We start from the raw sequence: 13,995 nt of genomic DNA on the forward strand, positions 1-13,995 counted from the left end.
CAGGCATGCTGACGATCTTTTTTTATGCACTGATATTCGGTTTTGTGTTTTGCCTCTCCCCCGGCGCCGTGCTCGCGGAGACCCTGCGCCGTGGCTTGCTGCATGGCTTTACACCAGCCCTGCTGGTGCAGTTCGGCTCACTGGTGGGCGATGCCGTGTGGGCAGTGATCGGCCTGACCGGGATCGCCCTGCTGATCCAGCATGACGCGGTGCGTGTGCCGTTGACGGTGGTGTGTGCGTTGTACCTGGCCTGGCTGGGCGTACGCAGCCTGGTCGATGCCTGGCACCTGCCACAACCGGACAGCGCGCCCGCCAGCACCCGGCAAAATGCCCTGGCGGTAGGCGCCGCAATTTCCCTGGCCAACCCGAAGAACATCGTCTACTGGGGCGCACTGGGCAGTGCGCTGTCGGGGATTGTCGGCACCACGCCCAGCCACGGGCAGACGCTGATGTTCTTTGCCGGGTTCATGCTCGCGTCGCTGTTGTCGTGTTTTCTAATAGCGGCACTGGTGAATCTGATACGCCAGAACGCTTCTGCATTATGGCAACGCGTCAGCTATGGCGTGTGTGGCGTGGTATTGATCTATCTGGCTATTCTGGCTGCACTCGGGATATGAAGTTATATATCCGGCAACTTACGAGTGCTCCTTGTCTGAATAAACTCTGAACAGCGGCCATTTTAACTAATCATGCGTTGACATTTTGTAACCGCCTGAGTAGATTGCCCGTGCCTGCAACTGGGGCCTTTTTTAAACCTCACAAAAGAAGCCAATGGACACAGTATCTAGTCGCTGTCCGAGCACCGCCTTGGCGGGCATCGGGCGCCAAACCCAGAACATGACAGGACTCGCCTCCCCGGTCCGGTAAGCTGCGCTAGAGCTTGATGCTCCACCGTAACTGCCTCGCCGGTCGCCCGTCCGGTCCCGAGGTGTGTTATGACCTTGCTAACCCTTGCTTTGCCCGATGTACGCACACTCGCGGCCGCCCTGCGCGCCAAGCTGTGCCGCGAGCCTGTAGGCTTTTCGCCTACCCGCTCTGCCTTTGCTGCACCCTCCCCTCAAATGCGCCCGGCTCACCCGCTGGCGCATTGGCGTATCTGCCCTGACAGCGGCCAACTGGTCCAGCACTGGGATCACGCCGACCCTCAAGACCCACAGAGACCCAAGGTTTCCAGCCTGGCCCAGGCCAGCTTGATGCTCGGTCTGTATGTGAGCGCTCGCGCCGCCTGACCCGGCTGGAAACAGCAACTTCCTGATTATTGTTCTGGAGTTCTTTATGAACACGTCCAGTAGTAGCCCGCTGCGCGTTAGTTAATTAACGCGCTGTTAGCGGGCGCTGTAGAAGTTATGTGAACACCTTATTTAAACCGATCGCGAAGTTAGCGACTCGGCATGCTTTCGCTCGCCTGTCATCAGGCCGGTAACGGGTATGTTTTGTCGAAAAATTGGCGACAGGAGCACACACCATGAGCGCCGTAAAAAACGCCCCATTGAACAAAAAGAGCAGCAGCCACACCGACACCAAACTGTCGATGCGTGCCGCCCGCGAAGCCCAGAACGGACTGTCGGCCACCTTGGCCAACGTCCGCGCCACCAAAGACGGCCTCACCGAGCTGGACGCCCAGGCGCGCCTGCAACGCGAAGGCTACAACGAAGTGGCGCATGACAAGCCGCCTCACGCCATCGTGCAGTTCCTGCAGGCACTGAACAACCCGTTCATCTATGTACTGCTGACCCTGGGCGGCATCAGTTTCTTCACTGACTGCTGGCTGCCGATGCAGGAAGGCGAAGACGCCGACCCGACCAAAGTCATCATCATCATGACCATGGTATTGCTCAGCAGCCTGCTGCGCTTCTGGCAGGAACACCGCTCGGCCAAATCCGCCGAAGCCCTCAAGGCCATGGTCCGCACCACCGCCACCGTGCTACGCCGTGAGCAAGTGGGTTCCCAGCCGACCCTGCGTGAGGTGCCGATGCGCGAGTTGGTAGCCGGCGATATCGTGCAGCTGTCGGCCGGCGACATGATCCCGGCCGATATCCGCCTGATCGAGTCCCGTGACCTGTTCATCAGCCAGGCGGTGCTGACCGGCGAAGCCTTGCCGGTCGAAAAGTACGACACCCTCGGCGATGTCACGCAGAAATCCGCCAGTTCCATGGCCGCCGACCAGGGCAACCTGCTGGACCTGCCCAACATCTGCTTCATGGGCACCAACGTGGTCAGCGGGCGTGCGCAGGCTGTCGTCGTGGCCACCGGGGCACGCACCTACTTTGGCTCCCTGGCCAAGGCGATTGTCGGCTCGCGGGTGCAAACCGCCTTCGACCGGGGCGTGAACAGCGTCAGCTGGTTGCTGATCCGCTTCATGCTGGTGATGGTGCCGATCGTGTTCCTGCTCAATGGCTTCTCCAAGGGTGACTGGGGCGATGCGTTCCTGTTTGCCCTGGCGGTTGCCGTAGGCCTCACCCCGGAAATGCTGCCGATGATCGTCAGCGCCAACCTGGCCAAGGGCGCCACGGCCATGGCCAAGCGCAAAGTGGTGGTCAAGCGCCTCAACGCGATCCAGAACTTCGGCTCGATGGACGTACTGTGCACCGACAAGACCGGCACCCTGACCCAGGACAAGATCATCCTCGAACACCACGTCAACGCCTTCGGCCAACGTGATGATGCGGTGCTGTCCCTGGCCTGGCTCAACAGCCATCACCAGAGCGGCATGAAAAACCTGATGGACCAGGCCGTGGTGGAGTTCTCGGAACGTAATCCGAAGTTCCAGGTGCCGTTTGCCTACAGCAAGGTCGATGAGTTGCCGTTCGACTTCGTCCGCCGTCGCCTGTCAATCGTGGTCAAGGATGCCGCCGACGATCAACTGCTGGTGTGCAAAGGCGCCGTGGAAGAGATGCTGGGCATCTCCACCCATGTGATGGAAGCCGGCGCTGCGGTGCCACTGGATGAGCGTCGCCGCGAGGAGTTGCTGGCGATTGCCAACGACTACAACGAAGACGGTTTCCGCGTGCTGGTGGTGGCGACCCGTCACATTCCTAAATCCCTGGCGCGTCAGCAATACACCACGGCCGATGAGCGCAACCTGGTGATCCAGGGCTTCCTGACCTTCCTCGATCCACCGAAGGAAACTGCCGGCCCAGCGATTGCCGCGCTGCAACAGATTGGCGTGGCGATCAAAGTGCTCACCGGCGACAACGCCGTGGTCACCAGCAAGATCTGCCGCCAGGTCGGCCTCGATCCAGGCCAGCCGCTGCTGGGCACCGAAATCGAAGCGATGGACGACGCGACACTGCTGCGCCGCGTGGAAGAACGCACGGTATTTGCCAAGCTGACACCGCTGCAGAAATCCCGGGTGCTCAAGGCGCTGCAAGCCAACGGCCACACCGTGGGCTTCCTCGGTGACGGGATCAACGATGCACCGGCGCTGCGCGATGCCGACGTGGGGATCTCGGTCGACACCGCCACCGATATCGCCAAGGAATCAGCCGACATCATCCTGCTGGAAAAGAGCCTGATGGTGCTGGAAGAAGGCGTGCTCAAGGGTCGCGAGACCTTCGGCAACATCATGAAGTACCTGAACATGACTGCCAGCTCCAACTTCGGCAACGTGTTCTCGGTGCTGGTGGCCAGTGCGTTCATTCCGTTCCTGCCGATGCTGTCGATCCACCTGCTGCTGCAGAACCTGATGTACGACATCTCCCAGCTGGCGCTGCCGTGGGACAAGATGGACAAGGAATACCTGGCCAAGCCGCGCAAGTGGGATGCGAAGAACATCGGCCGGTTCATGATCTGGATCGGGCCGACCTCGTCGATCTTCGACATCACCACGTTTGCGCTGATGTGGTACGTGTTCGCCGCCAACAGCGTCGAGATGCAGACCCTGTTCCAGTCCGGCTGGTTTATCGAGGGCCTGCTTTCGCAAACCCTGGTGGTGCACATGCTGCGTACCCGCAAGATCCCGTTCTTCCAGAGCACCGCCGCGTGGCCGGTGTTGATGATGACCTGCGTGGTGATCGTGCTGGGGATCTACGTGCCGTTCTCGCCGCTGGGCACCCTGGTGGGCCTGCAACCGCTGCCGATGGCCTACTTCCCATGGCTGGTGGGCACCTTGCTCAGCTACTGCTGCGTGGCCCAACTGATGAAGACGATCTACATCCGCCGCTTCAAGCAGTGGTACTGATCTCTCCCGCCGTTTAAACGGTGGCGGTCGCCCGGCCGCCACCGTGCACTACAAGGAAACACCCTATGCGCGTCTTGATCTGTGCAGGTCGTCATTACGCCGACACCAAAATGTCCCGCCAGGTGCTGGACGCTTACCACCGCCTGCGCCCGGTGCAGGTATTGATCCACGGCGGCAATCAATTCCTCGGCAGTGACGTCGAGGAATGGGCACGGGAACTGGGCATCGATGTGGTGCGCTACCCGCCCAACTGGCAACGCCACGGCAAACAGGCGGAACGCCAGCGCAACCATTTCATGCTGACCGACAGCCGCCCCGATGTGGTCATCGCCCTGCCCGGCGGGGACGACACCAGCGAGCTGGTGTGCCAGGCCAAAGCCAGCGGCATTTCGGTACTGACCGTAGAAAGCTGAATTCATGCGAGGTGCATCATGCACAAAAAACACACCCCAGCCCGTCAGGACGGGTTTGCCAAATACCGTGCGCGTCACTACCGCGATGCACGCCACACGTTACTGCTGCTGCCACCGGCCAAACGCCGCGCATTGCAGCGCAATTTGATCTTCATCGGCCTGACCCTGGGCATCCTGCTGGCGATTGCCTTGCTGTCAAAAGCCCACGCGGCCGGCGGCTCCTATGTGGTCGACGACGGTGCGATCAACGCGCCAGGCGAATGCAACGTCGACGCCTGGTACACCGCCAACCGCCACGACGGCAGTACCCACACAGAAACGCTGTCACCGGCCTGCACCTTCGCCGCGCTGCCTTCGGTGCAATGGGGCGCGGCCCTGTCGCGTGCAACCAGCACAGACAAGGGCGAAACCCAGGTGAACCCGCAGCTAAAGGCCCAGTTGTGGTCGCGGGAGGATCTGGGCCTGGAACTGGCCCTGTCCGCCGGCGCGCACTTTGCCCTGGATCGTCATCACGGGTTTGATGGCGCGGACTTCAATATTCCGTTGACCTGGCAACCGCTGGAGCCCCTGCGGCTTAACCTGAATGCCGGCTGGTCCCATGCCTACAACGATGGTGACCAGAAACACCGCCTGACCTGGGGCACCGGTTTTGAATACCAGGTGGCGCCGTTGCTGACGCTGATCGCCGAACGCTACGGCCAGGAAGGCGGCGACCAGGCCTGGCAGGCCGGGCCCCGGTTGCATGTGGGCGAATTCGTCGACGTGGACCTGGTGGTCGGCCGCAGCCTGATCGGTGATCGGGCGCAGTGGTTGACCACCGGCGCCACGCTGCGTTTCTAGGCCTTGGCTTGTTGTTCCAGGTGCAGTTGCAATTGCGGGTCGATTTGCAACTGCCCTGCCAGGTCGTCCAGGTAATTGCGTTCGGCGTCCTGCTGATCGTCCACCAGCATCACACTAGCCAGGTACACCTCGGCCGCCACGGCCGGGTCGCTGGCAAACTCGGCGAAATCCGCGGCATCCAGCGGCTTGGCCACTTCGGCGTCGAGCCACTCTTGCAGTTGCGGGTCGTCGGTATGCCGGCCCAGCTCATTGGAGATCAACTGCTGCTCTTGCTCATCGATGCGCCCGTCTGCCTTGGCCGCCGCGATCAAGGCACGCAATACCGCGTGGCTGTGGGCTTCGGCGGCGGGGCCGTCAAGCTGGTCCACCGTCTGGAAGGCTTGCTGCTGTGCGTTGGCCTGCTGGCGTTGCCAGGCTTGATAGGCCTGGAATGCGGCCATGCCCAGGGACGCGAGTGCCGCGTAATTCATTCCCCCGGAACGCCCTTGGGCAGGACGAGCGCCCGTCGCACCGCCCAGCATGCCGCCAAGGCCACCCAATAGGTCACCCAGGCCGCCACCGGTTGAAGCATTACCGGTGCTGGTGCCTTTCAATAAACCGCCCAATAGCCCACCGAGGCCATCGCCCGAAGAAGCACTGCCACCTTGCCCGGCGCGCAAGAGTTGTTCCAGTAAGTCGCTGGTGTTCATGGTGCTACCCTCCCAGGGCGCAGTGTTGGCGTTTAACAAACATAGCCCGGCCTTGCCGGAACACCATGACCGCCGGGCGGGCGCGACTTATCATTGCGTCACCGCGCCTTCGAGAGAACAGCCACGTGAACCGGATTGAACACATCGCATTGATGGCCAACTACAACCAGTGGATGAACCGCAAGCTCTACGACGCGGCCAACACGTTGTCGGACGCGCAGTTGTCGATGGATCGCCAGGCGTTTTTCGGCTCGATCCTCGGCACGCTGAACCATGTGGCGCTGGGCGACACCGTGTGGCTCAAGCGCTTTGCCGGGCATCCCGCCGGGTACACAGCGCTGGCGCCGCTGGAGGCGATTGCCGCACCGCTCGACCTGAGGCAGTTGGCATTTGCCGATATCCGCGAACTGGCCACCCACCGCGCCTGGCTGGACCAACTGATCATCGACTGGGCCCACACCGTGCGCGAGCCCGACCTGGATCAGCGCCTGCACTACAGCAACATGCGCGGCGTCGCAGCCGACAAGCCGTTCTTCGGCCTGCTGGTGCACTTCTTCAATCACCAGACCCATCATCGCGGCCAGGCCACCACCCTGCTGAGCCAGGTGGGGCTGGATGTGGGCACTACGGATTTGCTGGCGCTGATCGACTGAACTCGGCGTACGCCTGCAGCAAGCGCGGAAATTCCTGAGGTTCGGGCAATTGCGCAAAGCTTTCAACGGCGGGCGTGGACACCCAGGGCAATTTTTCGCGGGTCCAGGTTTCCATGAAAGGTACGTAATCGCCGGCGTTATCCAGCAACGTCGCACGCACGTTGACGAACTCATCGATGCCATGGGGACGGGTGAACAGCCAGCTCATGCAGTGCGGGCAAAAGTAATGCCGGTCCACGCCCTGCAGGCCGCCGATCACCGGGCAGCCCTGGGTCACCGTAAAACCGCTGGCGGGAATCAACGCGCTCAAGGAGAACGCGCTGGAGGACATCTTCTGGCAACCGGTGCAGTGACAGGCCATGGTGATCACTGGGGCAGCACTCACGCTGAAACGTACACGTTCACAACGGCAGCTACCCTCTTGCGGCAGGGTGTCGGCACTCATCATCACTTCCTTTCATGGATGGGGTGGGTGGCAGGTTAACGTCCGACCTCGACCTTGAACAGGCCATACACCCAACCGAACGCTGAGCTGCACCTGGGGTCGTAACCTTAGGTGCCGGGGTTTTACTACCCCGCCCTCCCCGCGTGCATCGTGGGTCTACCGATGCGCGTACCCCCAAGAAGGAGACGCTTACATGGTCATTCACTTCAAGGTCGCCGGCCACCTCGCCTGTGGTCACCACGGCAACAACCTGCCTTCCAGCAACGAGCTGAACCGGGTCAAATGCCGTACCTGCCGCAATACCGAAGCCTACAAGGAAGCGCGCCGCACCCAGCGCAATGCCGCCCGCCGTGCCAATCGCAAGGCCAAGAGCCACACCGCCGTCGACTGGCGCAGTGCATGGACACAACGGTTGACGGACTTGCCAGGGTTGCAGCGTTTGCCACGGGGATTTAGTGGTCAGCCGTTTGTATAAGCCGCACATGCAAAAAAGCCCCGGATGATCCGGGGCTTTTTTTGTTCTTAAAAAAGATAAGGGCCTGCGTCAGGTTTCCCCGGCAAGCCCTTGATATCTATGGTGCCCGAACCCGGAATCGAACCGGGACGCCCTTACGAGCGGGGGATTTTAAGTCCCATGCGTCTACCAGTTTCGCCATTCGGGCGGCAGCGCGTGTTGCAGGGTTGGGAATATATAGATCCCTTCGCCTCGATGCAAGGTCGCAAGACAGCTTTATCGCACAACTGGACGGGTGAAAAAAGCTTGTTAGATCAGTGATCTAGATTAGCTTTTGGAAGCCAGTCCAAGAGACCTGTTGCTCGGCAACCCGCCAGCTCTGGTACTGTGACGCCCCCAACGGAATGGACACATCGCAGAATGGACTCACGCAAGGTATTTACAATCATTGCCCTGGCAGTGCTCGGCAACTCAGCCGTGGCCGCCGAGAACAACAACCCGTTTCAGGCCGCGCTGATGCTCACGTCGGTCGCTCCGTTTGTGCTGACCTCCGGCGCCCTGGCGTTAACCTCCGCTATTCCTGACCTGTTCAAATCCTCCAAAAGCGATGCACTTGCGTATATCGGCTCAGGGGGAGAGATCCGTGGGGCGCAGTTTGAACAGGCATCGCGCTACTACCGTTCAAACTACACTGCCCCCCTAATGTCTGACATGCAGTTGGCCCAGGCCATTGCCACGACTCTCTGACCCTTCAGCCCAACAAGGAAGTCATCGCTGATGCACAAGTCCCCTACCTGGCTACACACAACCCTGTCGATGCCGGTCTACGCGACTGCGGTCGTGTTTTGGATGTTGACCGTCTACCTGATCGTCACTGCGTCGGTGAAGATGCTTTCCCGATTTGTGACGCCCGAGCAGATTGGCGAAGGGGTGGCCAACTTGCTCGTAGCCGTTGCCCTGGCCGCATTGGGTAGTGGCCTGTGGAAACTGGCCAGGTATGTCCGGACGTCATCCTTCAAAAAGCCGGCGAAGGCGACTTTGACGTAACTATTCTGTAACAGACGCAGCGTCTGGCGCTGGCTTCTTGAGCGCCAGCGCTGGATCGGGCACCTCGACCCAGCCCTTCTTCAGATACTCACCTGCCACGATTTTACGTATCAGGAAACAGTAGATGATGGGCAATACTGCAATCGGTATCGCCGCCCAGGGCGGGCCTGCCAAGAGGCCCAGTCCGAGGGCGGCCCCCCAGATCAGCAAGTGGCGCCAAAGGCCCGCGAAGAGCAGGTAGAGAGGGCCGAGAAACAGTACGGCCAGGACCTGAAAGGCGTCGACCTCTTCAACCTGGTCACTGTCCGGATGTTTGAAATAGCGGGTCATTGCACTGTCCTTGTGGGGTGAGAAGCCCGAAGAATCTAACACTGGAGGCCTTGTATTCCTACTGAACCATCAGCCTTTCCTGACGAGCCTGCGGGTCGCTGCCCATTGATGTTGAAGCCGACTATGCTAAGACGATGTGCCTGATCCGAGACGTCAGGCTCGCCCGCCTCTGGTTCCCCAGCGGCTGGTAGCGGAATACCCGCAGTGACCCCCCCTATCGGAGACCCGAGATGAATCCCAACGCCACCGCCCTTGTCCTGATCGAATTCCAGAACGACTTCACCACCCCGGGTGGTGTGTTCCATGACGCGGTCAAAGACGTGATGCATCAGTCCGACATGCTGGCCAACACCGCCACCACCGTGCAACAAGCGCGCACACTGGGCGTAAAGATCATTCACCTGCCCATCCAGTTCGCCGAAGGCTATCCGGAGCTGGCATTGCGCGACTATGGGATTCTCAAAGGTGTAGCCGACGGCAGCGCGTTTCGTACCGGCAGTTGGGGGGCCGAGATCAGCGAGTCGATTACCCGTGAACCCGGGGATATTCTCGTGGAAGGCAAGCGCGGGCTGGATGGTTTTGCCACCACGGGCCTGGACCTGGTGCTGCGCAACAATGGTGTCCAGAACCTGGTGGTGGCAGGCTTTCTGACCAACTGCTGCGTCGAAGGCACGGTGCGATCAGGGTATGAGAAGGGTTACAACGTGGTGACCTTGAGCGACTGCACCGCCACCTTCACCGACGAACAACAAAAGGCCGCCGAAAACTTCACGCTGCCGATGTTTTCGAAGGTGTTGCGCCATACCGAGTTTCTTGGGGCGTTGAGCGCCCAGTAAGAGAAAAGGGAGCGACTGATCACTCAGTCGCTCCCTTTTATTTCATCCGTCGAGTGATTTTATCCGTTGAGCGTCAACCCCGGATACGCCCGCACTGGCACCTTGTGCCGCTGCGGTTGCTGCCGGGCAAGCTGCGCCTGGACCTGCGCAACCGCATCCAGCACGCGTTGCGCCCACTGCTCGTCTTCCGGGTCGACGACCACCACGCGAAAACCATGGTCGACGCCTTCAAGCTGCACACCCTCGGAATCATCGACATGCAAGTCAATGTCGAAGGCCGGCGGGAATTTCGACGGTGTGCTCGTCAGCCCACGCTCGGTGAGAGCCTGGTTGTGTCGCACGCTGTTGACCACGCCATCCACATGAATGCCGTACAACAACAACCAACGACGGATGTAGGACGGCGTGCGGCCCGACGAGGTGTAGACCCACACGCTGCAGCCCTGGCGGCGCAGCTCGCGGGTCAGCTTGCGGGTGCCGCTGCGCAGCGGCTCACCCAGCCAACGGTGCACACACGCCGGCAAGCGACTATGTTCGGTCGCGCTGTGGTGCAACTGGCAGGCCAGCGTGTCATCGATATCGAACGAGATACGAATGCGTTGACGCTTGAACACCCGCTTGATTGTGTCGAGCACTGGGTACCTTCCCATCATTGATTTCCCTGATACACAGGCACAGGTGTGTCGCTCAGGAAAAACTCCATTGGATCAGGGGCCTTATCTTCCAGGAACGCGGCATATTTTTTCTTGATCTTGGGCAATTCGTACAAGGCCATGACGCCATGCTTGGCGGAGTTGCGTATGACCGAGGACGGGTTGAAGTAGCCCTCGGCGTTGTCCAGCGTCAGTACAAATGGGGCCAACCCCTCGCGCATTAACAGGTAGCTGACGATCAGCGAGCCACTGCGGTGGTTGCCTTCAATGAACAACTGCGGCTTGCTGAGGACCCGCACATACACCCCGGCTGCACGCTTCCACACCGACTCGTTGTGGTGCTTGCAGTACCAGTTGTACAAGTCCTTGATGCCACCTTCGACATTGTTGAAAAAATGCACTTCGGTGGCCGCCAGGTGCTGGGCGTATTCACGCCTGCGTACCGGGTCCGTGCCGCACAGCACGGTGGCGTTGATCTCCAGCATCAGGTTCAGCTGCTGAAGGTCGAACAGATCGATACCGCGCGCCACATAGTCGTCAATCAGGGCGTAGCCTTCAAGCACATTCTGCAGCACTTCGTCCGTCAGCGGGTCGCGTGGCTCGGTAAAGTCCCGGCTGAGCTGGGCAAAACGGCTCTGGACCTCACGCAGGGCGCGTTCGATGGCGAGCAAATCAAGACGACGTGTTGCGGTCATTGGCAATCCTGAAAAACGATGAATGGCGGGTCAGCTGAACTTGCCGCTGATGTAGTCCCCGGTCATTTGTTCGCGCGGGTTTTCGAAGATCTGCGTGGTCGCGCCCATTTCCACCAGGTAACCGGTACGGGTGCCCTGGGAGATGTCCACCGAGAAAAACGCGGTGGTATCGGCCACACGGATCGCCTGCTGCATGTTGTGGGTGACCAGTGCGATGGTGTAGTCCTTCTTCAACTCGACCATCAGCTCTTCCACCCTGCGCGTGGCAATCGGGTCGAGTGCCGAGCAGGGTTCGTCCAGCAACAGCACTTCCGGCTCGGTGGCGATGGCGCGGGCGATGCACAGGCGTTGCTGCTGACCGCCGGACAGCGACAGGCCGCTGACCTTGAGTTTGTCCTTGACCTCATCCCACAGCGCAGCGCCTTGCAGGGCGTGCTTGACGCGGTCGCCGAGGTCGCCCTTGTAGCGGTTCAGGCGCAGGCCAAAGGCCACGTTGTCGAAAATACTCATCGAGAACGGGTTCGGCTGCTGGAAGACCATGCCGATGTAGCGACGTACGACCACCGGGTCAACGCCTTTGCCGTATACGTCCTGGCCGAGGAAGTGCACATGGCCTTCGAAACGGAAGCCCTTCACCAGGTCGTTCATGCGGTTGAGGCTACGCAGCACCGTGGACTTGCCGCAGCCGGACGGGCCGATGAAACCGGTGATCTTGTTTTTCTCGATCGGCACATGGCTGTCACGCACCGCCATGAAATTGCCGTAGAAAATCTTGTCCAGCTTGCAGTCCATGACCACAGGCGACTGGGTGATAAACGGAGCGGCTACTTGCGCAGTTGACATGTTCAAAATTCAGATGCTCCCGTTCTTAGTACTTGGGCTTGCCGAAAATACGGCTCACGATATTCACGACCAGCACGATCATCACCAGCACCAACGAAGCCGCCCAGGCGAGCTCAAGCTGGTTGTCGAACGGCATGCCGGAGAAGTTGTAGATCAGCACGGCCAGGGACGCCGTCGGATTCATCACCGCCAGGCTGCCGTCGTGGTAGATCCAGTAGTTGCTGAACAGCGCAGTGAACAACAGCGGCGCGGTTTCGCCGGCGGCGCGGGCCACGGCGAGCATGACGCCCGTGAGGATCGCGGGCATGCCGGTGGGCAAGACGATTTTCCAGATCACCTGCGAGCGGGTGCAGCCCATGCCGTAGGCGGCGTCCTTCATGATCTTGGGCACCATCTTCATCGACTCTTCCGCCGTCAGCACCACGATCGGCAGCATCAGCACGGCCAATGCCACGCCACCGGCCGGGGCCGAGTATGTGCCGGTGGTCATCACCACCAGGGCGTAGGCGAACACGCCCGCCAGGATCGATGGCAAGCCGGTGAGCATCTTGGCGGCAAAGCGCGAGGCGTTGGCCAGCTTGCTGTCCGGCCCCAGTTCTGCAAGGAAAATCGCCGCCAGGATGCCGACCGGCACCGCGATGGCGGCGGCAATACCGACCATCACGAAGGTACCGGCCATGGCGTTGCCGAAGCCGCCGCCAGTCTCGAAACCGGTAGGCGGCAGTTCGGTGAACACTTCCAGGCTCAGGCGCGCACCGCCACGGGTGATCAGCATGTAGAGCACGGAAATCAGCGGCACGCTGGCCAGCAGCGCGCCGAACCACACCAGGGTGGTCAGCACCAGGCTGCGCAGGGCACGGCCCTCGAACCGGCGCTGCAGGCTCGGCATGGCCGTCATCGGCGTAGAAAGGTCAGTCATTATTTAGTCCCCCGCTGGGCGTAGACCATGATCATCGAACCGATGATGTTCACCAGCAGCGTGATGAACATCAGCACCAGGGCGGCGTACATCAACACTTCGATCTCGTTGGGGCCGGCTTCGGGGAAGTTCAGCGCCAACAGGGCCGCCAAGGTGTTGGCCGGGGCAAACAGCGACAGCGAGATGTTATTGGCGTTACCCACCAGCATGGCCAGGGCCATGGTTTCACCCAGGGCACGACCGAGGCCGAGCACCAGGGAACCGAAGATGCCGGTTGCTGCGGACGGCACCATCACCTTGAGAATCGCTTCCCAGTGGGTGGTGCCCATGCCGTAGGCGGCTTGCTTGGTTTTCATCGGTACACCCGTGAGGGCGTCCTGGGAAACGGCAGCGATGGTCGGCAGGATCATGATCGCCAGTACCAATGCGGCCGGTAACAGGCCCGGCCCGCTGAGGGACGTGCCAAAAAAAGGAATCCAGCCCAGTTCAGTGTTCAGCCACGCGGTGAGCGGGCGGATGGCCGGGATCACCACGTAGATGCCCCACAGGCCGTAGACCACGCTGGGGATGGCGGCGAGCAATTCGACGATGGTGCGAAACACCGCCGCCAGTTTTGCCGGCAGGAAATCCTGGGTAAGAAAAATCGCCATGCTGACGCCGAAGAAACCTGCGATCAGCAACGCGATAAGGGCGCTGTAAAGCGTGCCCCAAATAGCTGGCAAAATGCCGTACTTGCCTTGGTTAACGTCCCAGACACTGCCGAACAGCACATCGAAACCGTGCTTTTCCATGCCGGGGAGTGCCTTGCGCCCTACTTCGAAGACCAGCGCGAAGACCAGCGCCAGCACCAACACCACGCCGATGCGTGCAAGCGCACGGAAGGTACGGTCAACCACGAAATCCTTGGTAGAGGGTGGCTGGCACGCAGAATCCGGGTTGACCGGTACGACAAAGGGTTTGTTCATTGGTTGATTCCGGAACAAGGGGGGATCGCTCCC

At 60.7% G+C, this 13,995-nt stretch carries 18 protein-coding genes and 1 tRNA gene; 10 read left to right on the forward strand and 9 right to left on the reverse strand.

The window, feature by feature from the left end:
- Window positions 1-5 precede the first annotated feature (5 nt).
- The 5 genes from NL123_RS16675 (at window position 6) to NL123_RS16695 (ending at window position 5,433) form a co-directional block, all read left to right on the forward strand.
- Window positions 6-617, forward strand: coding sequence for a LysE family transporter (locus NL123_RS16675; RefSeq protein WP_494355818.1), 612 nt, complete (start codon window positions 6-8; stop codon window positions 615-617).
- Between the two features lie 318 nt (window positions 618-935).
- Window positions 936-1,229: a hypothetical protein gene (locus NL123_RS16680; RefSeq protein ID WP_248481414.1), complete on the forward strand. Its 294-nt coding sequence runs from the start codon at window positions 936-938 to the stop codon at window positions 1,227-1,229.
- A gap of 236 nt (window positions 1,230-1,465) precedes the next feature.
- Complete coding sequence (gene mgtA / locus NL123_RS16685) at window positions 1,466-4,180, forward strand: magnesium-translocating P-type ATPase (protein ID WP_494355819.1); 2,715 nt, start codon at window positions 1,466-1,468, stop codon at window positions 4,178-4,180.
- 65 nt (window positions 4,181-4,245) lie between these two features.
- Window positions 4,246-4,593, forward strand: coding sequence for a DUF2493 domain-containing protein (locus tag NL123_RS16690; RefSeq protein WP_025999705.1), 348 nt, complete (start codon window positions 4,246-4,248; stop codon window positions 4,591-4,593).
- An 18-nt stretch (window positions 4,594-4,611) separates the two neighbouring features.
- Window positions 4,612-5,433, forward strand: a complete 822-nt coding sequence (locus NL123_RS16695) for a PA4824 family protein (protein WP_494355820.1) — start codon at window positions 4,612-4,614, stop codon at window positions 5,431-5,433.
- Here the strand turns inward: NL123_RS16695 and NL123_RS16700 are convergent.
- On the reverse strand, window positions 5,430-6,122 hold the full coding sequence (locus NL123_RS16700; protein WP_494355821.1) for a tellurite resistance TerB family protein: 693 nt from the start codon (window positions 6,120-6,122) through the stop codon (window positions 5,430-5,432). The genes NL123_RS16695 and NL123_RS16700 overlap by 4 nt on opposite strands.
- Window positions 6,123-6,247: 125 nt before the next feature.
- Between NL123_RS16700 and NL123_RS16705 the strand changes: the two genes are divergently transcribed.
- Window positions 6,248-6,775 carry a DinB family protein gene (locus NL123_RS16705; protein ID WP_494355822.1) on the forward strand — a complete coding sequence of 176 codons (528 nt, stop codon included), beginning with the start codon at window positions 6,248-6,250 and terminating at the stop codon, window positions 6,773-6,775.
- Here NL123_RS16705 and NL123_RS16710 read toward each other — a convergent pair.
- Complete coding sequence (locus NL123_RS16710) at window positions 6,747-7,220, reverse strand: GFA family protein (protein ID WP_494355823.1); 474 nt, start codon at window positions 7,218-7,220, stop codon at window positions 6,747-6,749. The genes NL123_RS16705 and NL123_RS16710 overlap by 29 nt on opposite strands.
- Before the next feature lie 193 nt (window positions 7,221-7,413).
- Here NL123_RS16710 and NL123_RS16715 point away from each other — a divergent pair, with 193 nt between their 5' ends.
- A complete protein-coding gene (locus tag NL123_RS16715; protein WP_248481405.1) occupies window positions 7,414-7,695 on the forward strand; it encodes a hypothetical protein in 282 nt (93 codons plus the stop codon).
- A gap of 100 nt (window positions 7,696-7,795) precedes the next feature.
- On the opposite strand, the gene NL123_RS16720 is transcribed toward NL123_RS16715, so the two are convergent.
- Window positions 7,796-7,882 (reverse strand) — tRNA-Leu (locus NL123_RS16720).
- 212 nt (window positions 7,883-8,094) lie between these two features.
- On the opposite strand from NL123_RS16720, the gene NL123_RS16725 reads away from it, so the two are divergent.
- Complete coding sequence (locus NL123_RS16725; RefSeq protein ID WP_248481404.1) at window positions 8,095-8,421, forward strand: DUF2388 domain-containing protein; 327 nt, start codon at window positions 8,095-8,097, stop codon at window positions 8,419-8,421.
- A gap of 30 nt (window positions 8,422-8,451) precedes the next feature.
- A complete protein-coding gene (locus tag NL123_RS16730; RefSeq protein WP_248481403.1) occupies window positions 8,452-8,721 on the forward strand; it encodes a hypothetical protein in 270 nt (89 codons plus the stop codon).
- Here the strand turns inward: NL123_RS16730 and NL123_RS16735 are convergent, their stop codons facing one another.
- Window positions 8,722-9,051, reverse strand: a complete 330-nt coding sequence (locus NL123_RS16735) for a hypothetical protein (protein WP_058427841.1) — start codon at window positions 9,049-9,051, stop codon at window positions 8,722-8,724.
- Window positions 9,052-9,281: 230 nt separating this feature from the next.
- On the opposite strand from NL123_RS16735, the gene NL123_RS16740 reads away from it, so the two are divergent.
- Entirely contained in the window at window positions 9,282-9,887 is a 606-nt protein-coding gene (locus tag NL123_RS16740; protein WP_248481402.1) for a cysteine hydrolase family protein, read from the forward strand.
- A 59-nt stretch (window positions 9,888-9,946) separates the two neighbouring features.
- Here NL123_RS16740 and NL123_RS16745 read toward each other — a convergent pair whose 3' ends face one another.
- The 5 genes from NL123_RS16745 to pstC form a co-directional block, all read right to left on the reverse strand.
- Window positions 9,947-10,537: a hypothetical protein gene (locus NL123_RS16745; RefSeq protein WP_058427839.1), complete on the reverse strand. Its 591-nt coding sequence runs from the start codon at window positions 10,535-10,537 to the stop codon at window positions 9,947-9,949.
- Window positions 10,537-11,235, reverse strand: a complete 699-nt coding sequence (locus NL123_RS16750) for a hypothetical protein (RefSeq protein WP_494355824.1) — start codon at window positions 11,233-11,235, stop codon at window positions 10,537-10,539. Before NL123_RS16750 ends, NL123_RS16745 begins: the two co-directional genes overlap by 1 nt.
- A 30-nt stretch (window positions 11,236-11,265) precedes the next feature.
- Window positions 11,266-12,027, reverse strand: coding sequence for a phosphate ABC transporter ATP-binding protein PstB (gene pstB / locus NL123_RS16755; RefSeq protein WP_217649954.1), 762 nt, complete (start codon window positions 12,025-12,027; stop codon window positions 11,266-11,268).
- Between the two features lie 76 nt (window positions 12,028-12,103).
- Complete coding sequence (gene pstA, locus NL123_RS16760) at window positions 12,104-12,997, reverse strand: phosphate ABC transporter permease PstA (RefSeq protein WP_058427836.1); 894 nt, start codon at window positions 12,995-12,997, stop codon at window positions 12,104-12,106.
- Window positions 12,997-13,962, reverse strand: a complete 966-nt coding sequence (gene pstC / locus NL123_RS16765) for a phosphate ABC transporter permease subunit PstC (protein WP_248481400.1) — start codon at window positions 13,960-13,962, stop codon at window positions 12,997-12,999. The genes pstA and pstC overlap by 1 nt, the downstream gene beginning before the upstream one ends.
- Between the last annotated feature and the right edge of the window lie 33 nt (window positions 13,963-13,995).

This window comes from Pseudomonas sp. FBCC-B1565, assembly GCF_059133265.1.

Coding starts and splice junctions, on each gene's coding strand:
- NL123_RS16675 (WP_494355818.1), top strand. CDS start 6: ATGCTGACGATCTTTTTTTATGCACTGATATTCGGTTTTGTGTTTTGC.
- NL123_RS16680 (WP_248481414.1), top strand. CDS start 936: ATGACCTTGCTAACCCTTGCTTTGCCCGATGTACGCACACTCGCGGCC.
- mgtA (WP_494355819.1), top strand. CDS start 1,466: ATGAGCGCCGTAAAAAACGCCCCATTGAACAAAAAGAGCAGCAGCCAC.
- NL123_RS16690 (WP_025999705.1), top strand. CDS start 4,246: ATGCGCGTCTTGATCTGTGCAGGTCGTCATTACGCCGACACCAAAATG.
- NL123_RS16695 (WP_494355820.1), top strand. CDS start 4,612: ATGCACAAAAAACACACCCCAGCCCGTCAGGACGGGTTTGCCAAATAC.
- NL123_RS16700 (WP_494355821.1), bottom strand. CDS start 6,122: ATGAACACCAGCGACTTACTGGAACAACTCTTGCGCGCCGGGCAAGGT.
- NL123_RS16710 (WP_494355823.1), bottom strand. CDS start 7,220: ATGAGTGCCGACACCCTGCCGCAAGAGGGTAGCTGCCGTTGTGAACGT.
- NL123_RS16715 (WP_248481405.1), top strand. CDS start 7,414: ATGGTCATTCACTTCAAGGTCGCCGGCCACCTCGCCTGTGGTCACCAC.
- NL123_RS16725 (WP_248481404.1), top strand. CDS start 8,095: ATGGACTCACGCAAGGTATTTACAATCATTGCCCTGGCAGTGCTCGGC.
- NL123_RS16730 (WP_248481403.1), top strand. CDS start 8,452: ATGCACAAGTCCCCTACCTGGCTACACACAACCCTGTCGATGCCGGTC.
- NL123_RS16735 (WP_058427841.1), bottom strand. CDS start 9,051: ATGACCCGCTATTTCAAACATCCGGACAGTGACCAGGTTGAAGAGGTC.
- NL123_RS16740 (WP_248481402.1), top strand. CDS start 9,282: ATGAATCCCAACGCCACCGCCCTTGTCCTGATCGAATTCCAGAACGAC.
- NL123_RS16745 (WP_058427839.1), bottom strand. CDS start 10,537: ATGGGAAGGTACCCAGTGCTCGACACAATCAAGCGGGTGTTCAAGCGT.
- NL123_RS16750 (WP_494355824.1), bottom strand. CDS start 11,235: ATGACCGCAACACGTCGTCTTGATTTGCTCGCCATCGAACGCGCCCTG.
- pstB (WP_217649954.1), bottom strand. CDS start 12,027: ATGGACTGCAAGCTGGACAAGATTTTCTACGGCAATTTCATGGCGGTG.
- pstA (WP_058427836.1), bottom strand. CDS start 12,997: ATGACTGACCTTTCTACGCCGATGACGGCCATGCCGAGCCTGCAGCGC.
- pstC (WP_248481400.1), bottom strand. CDS start 13,962: ATGAACAAACCCTTTGTCGTACCGGTCAACCCGGATTCTGCGTGCCAG.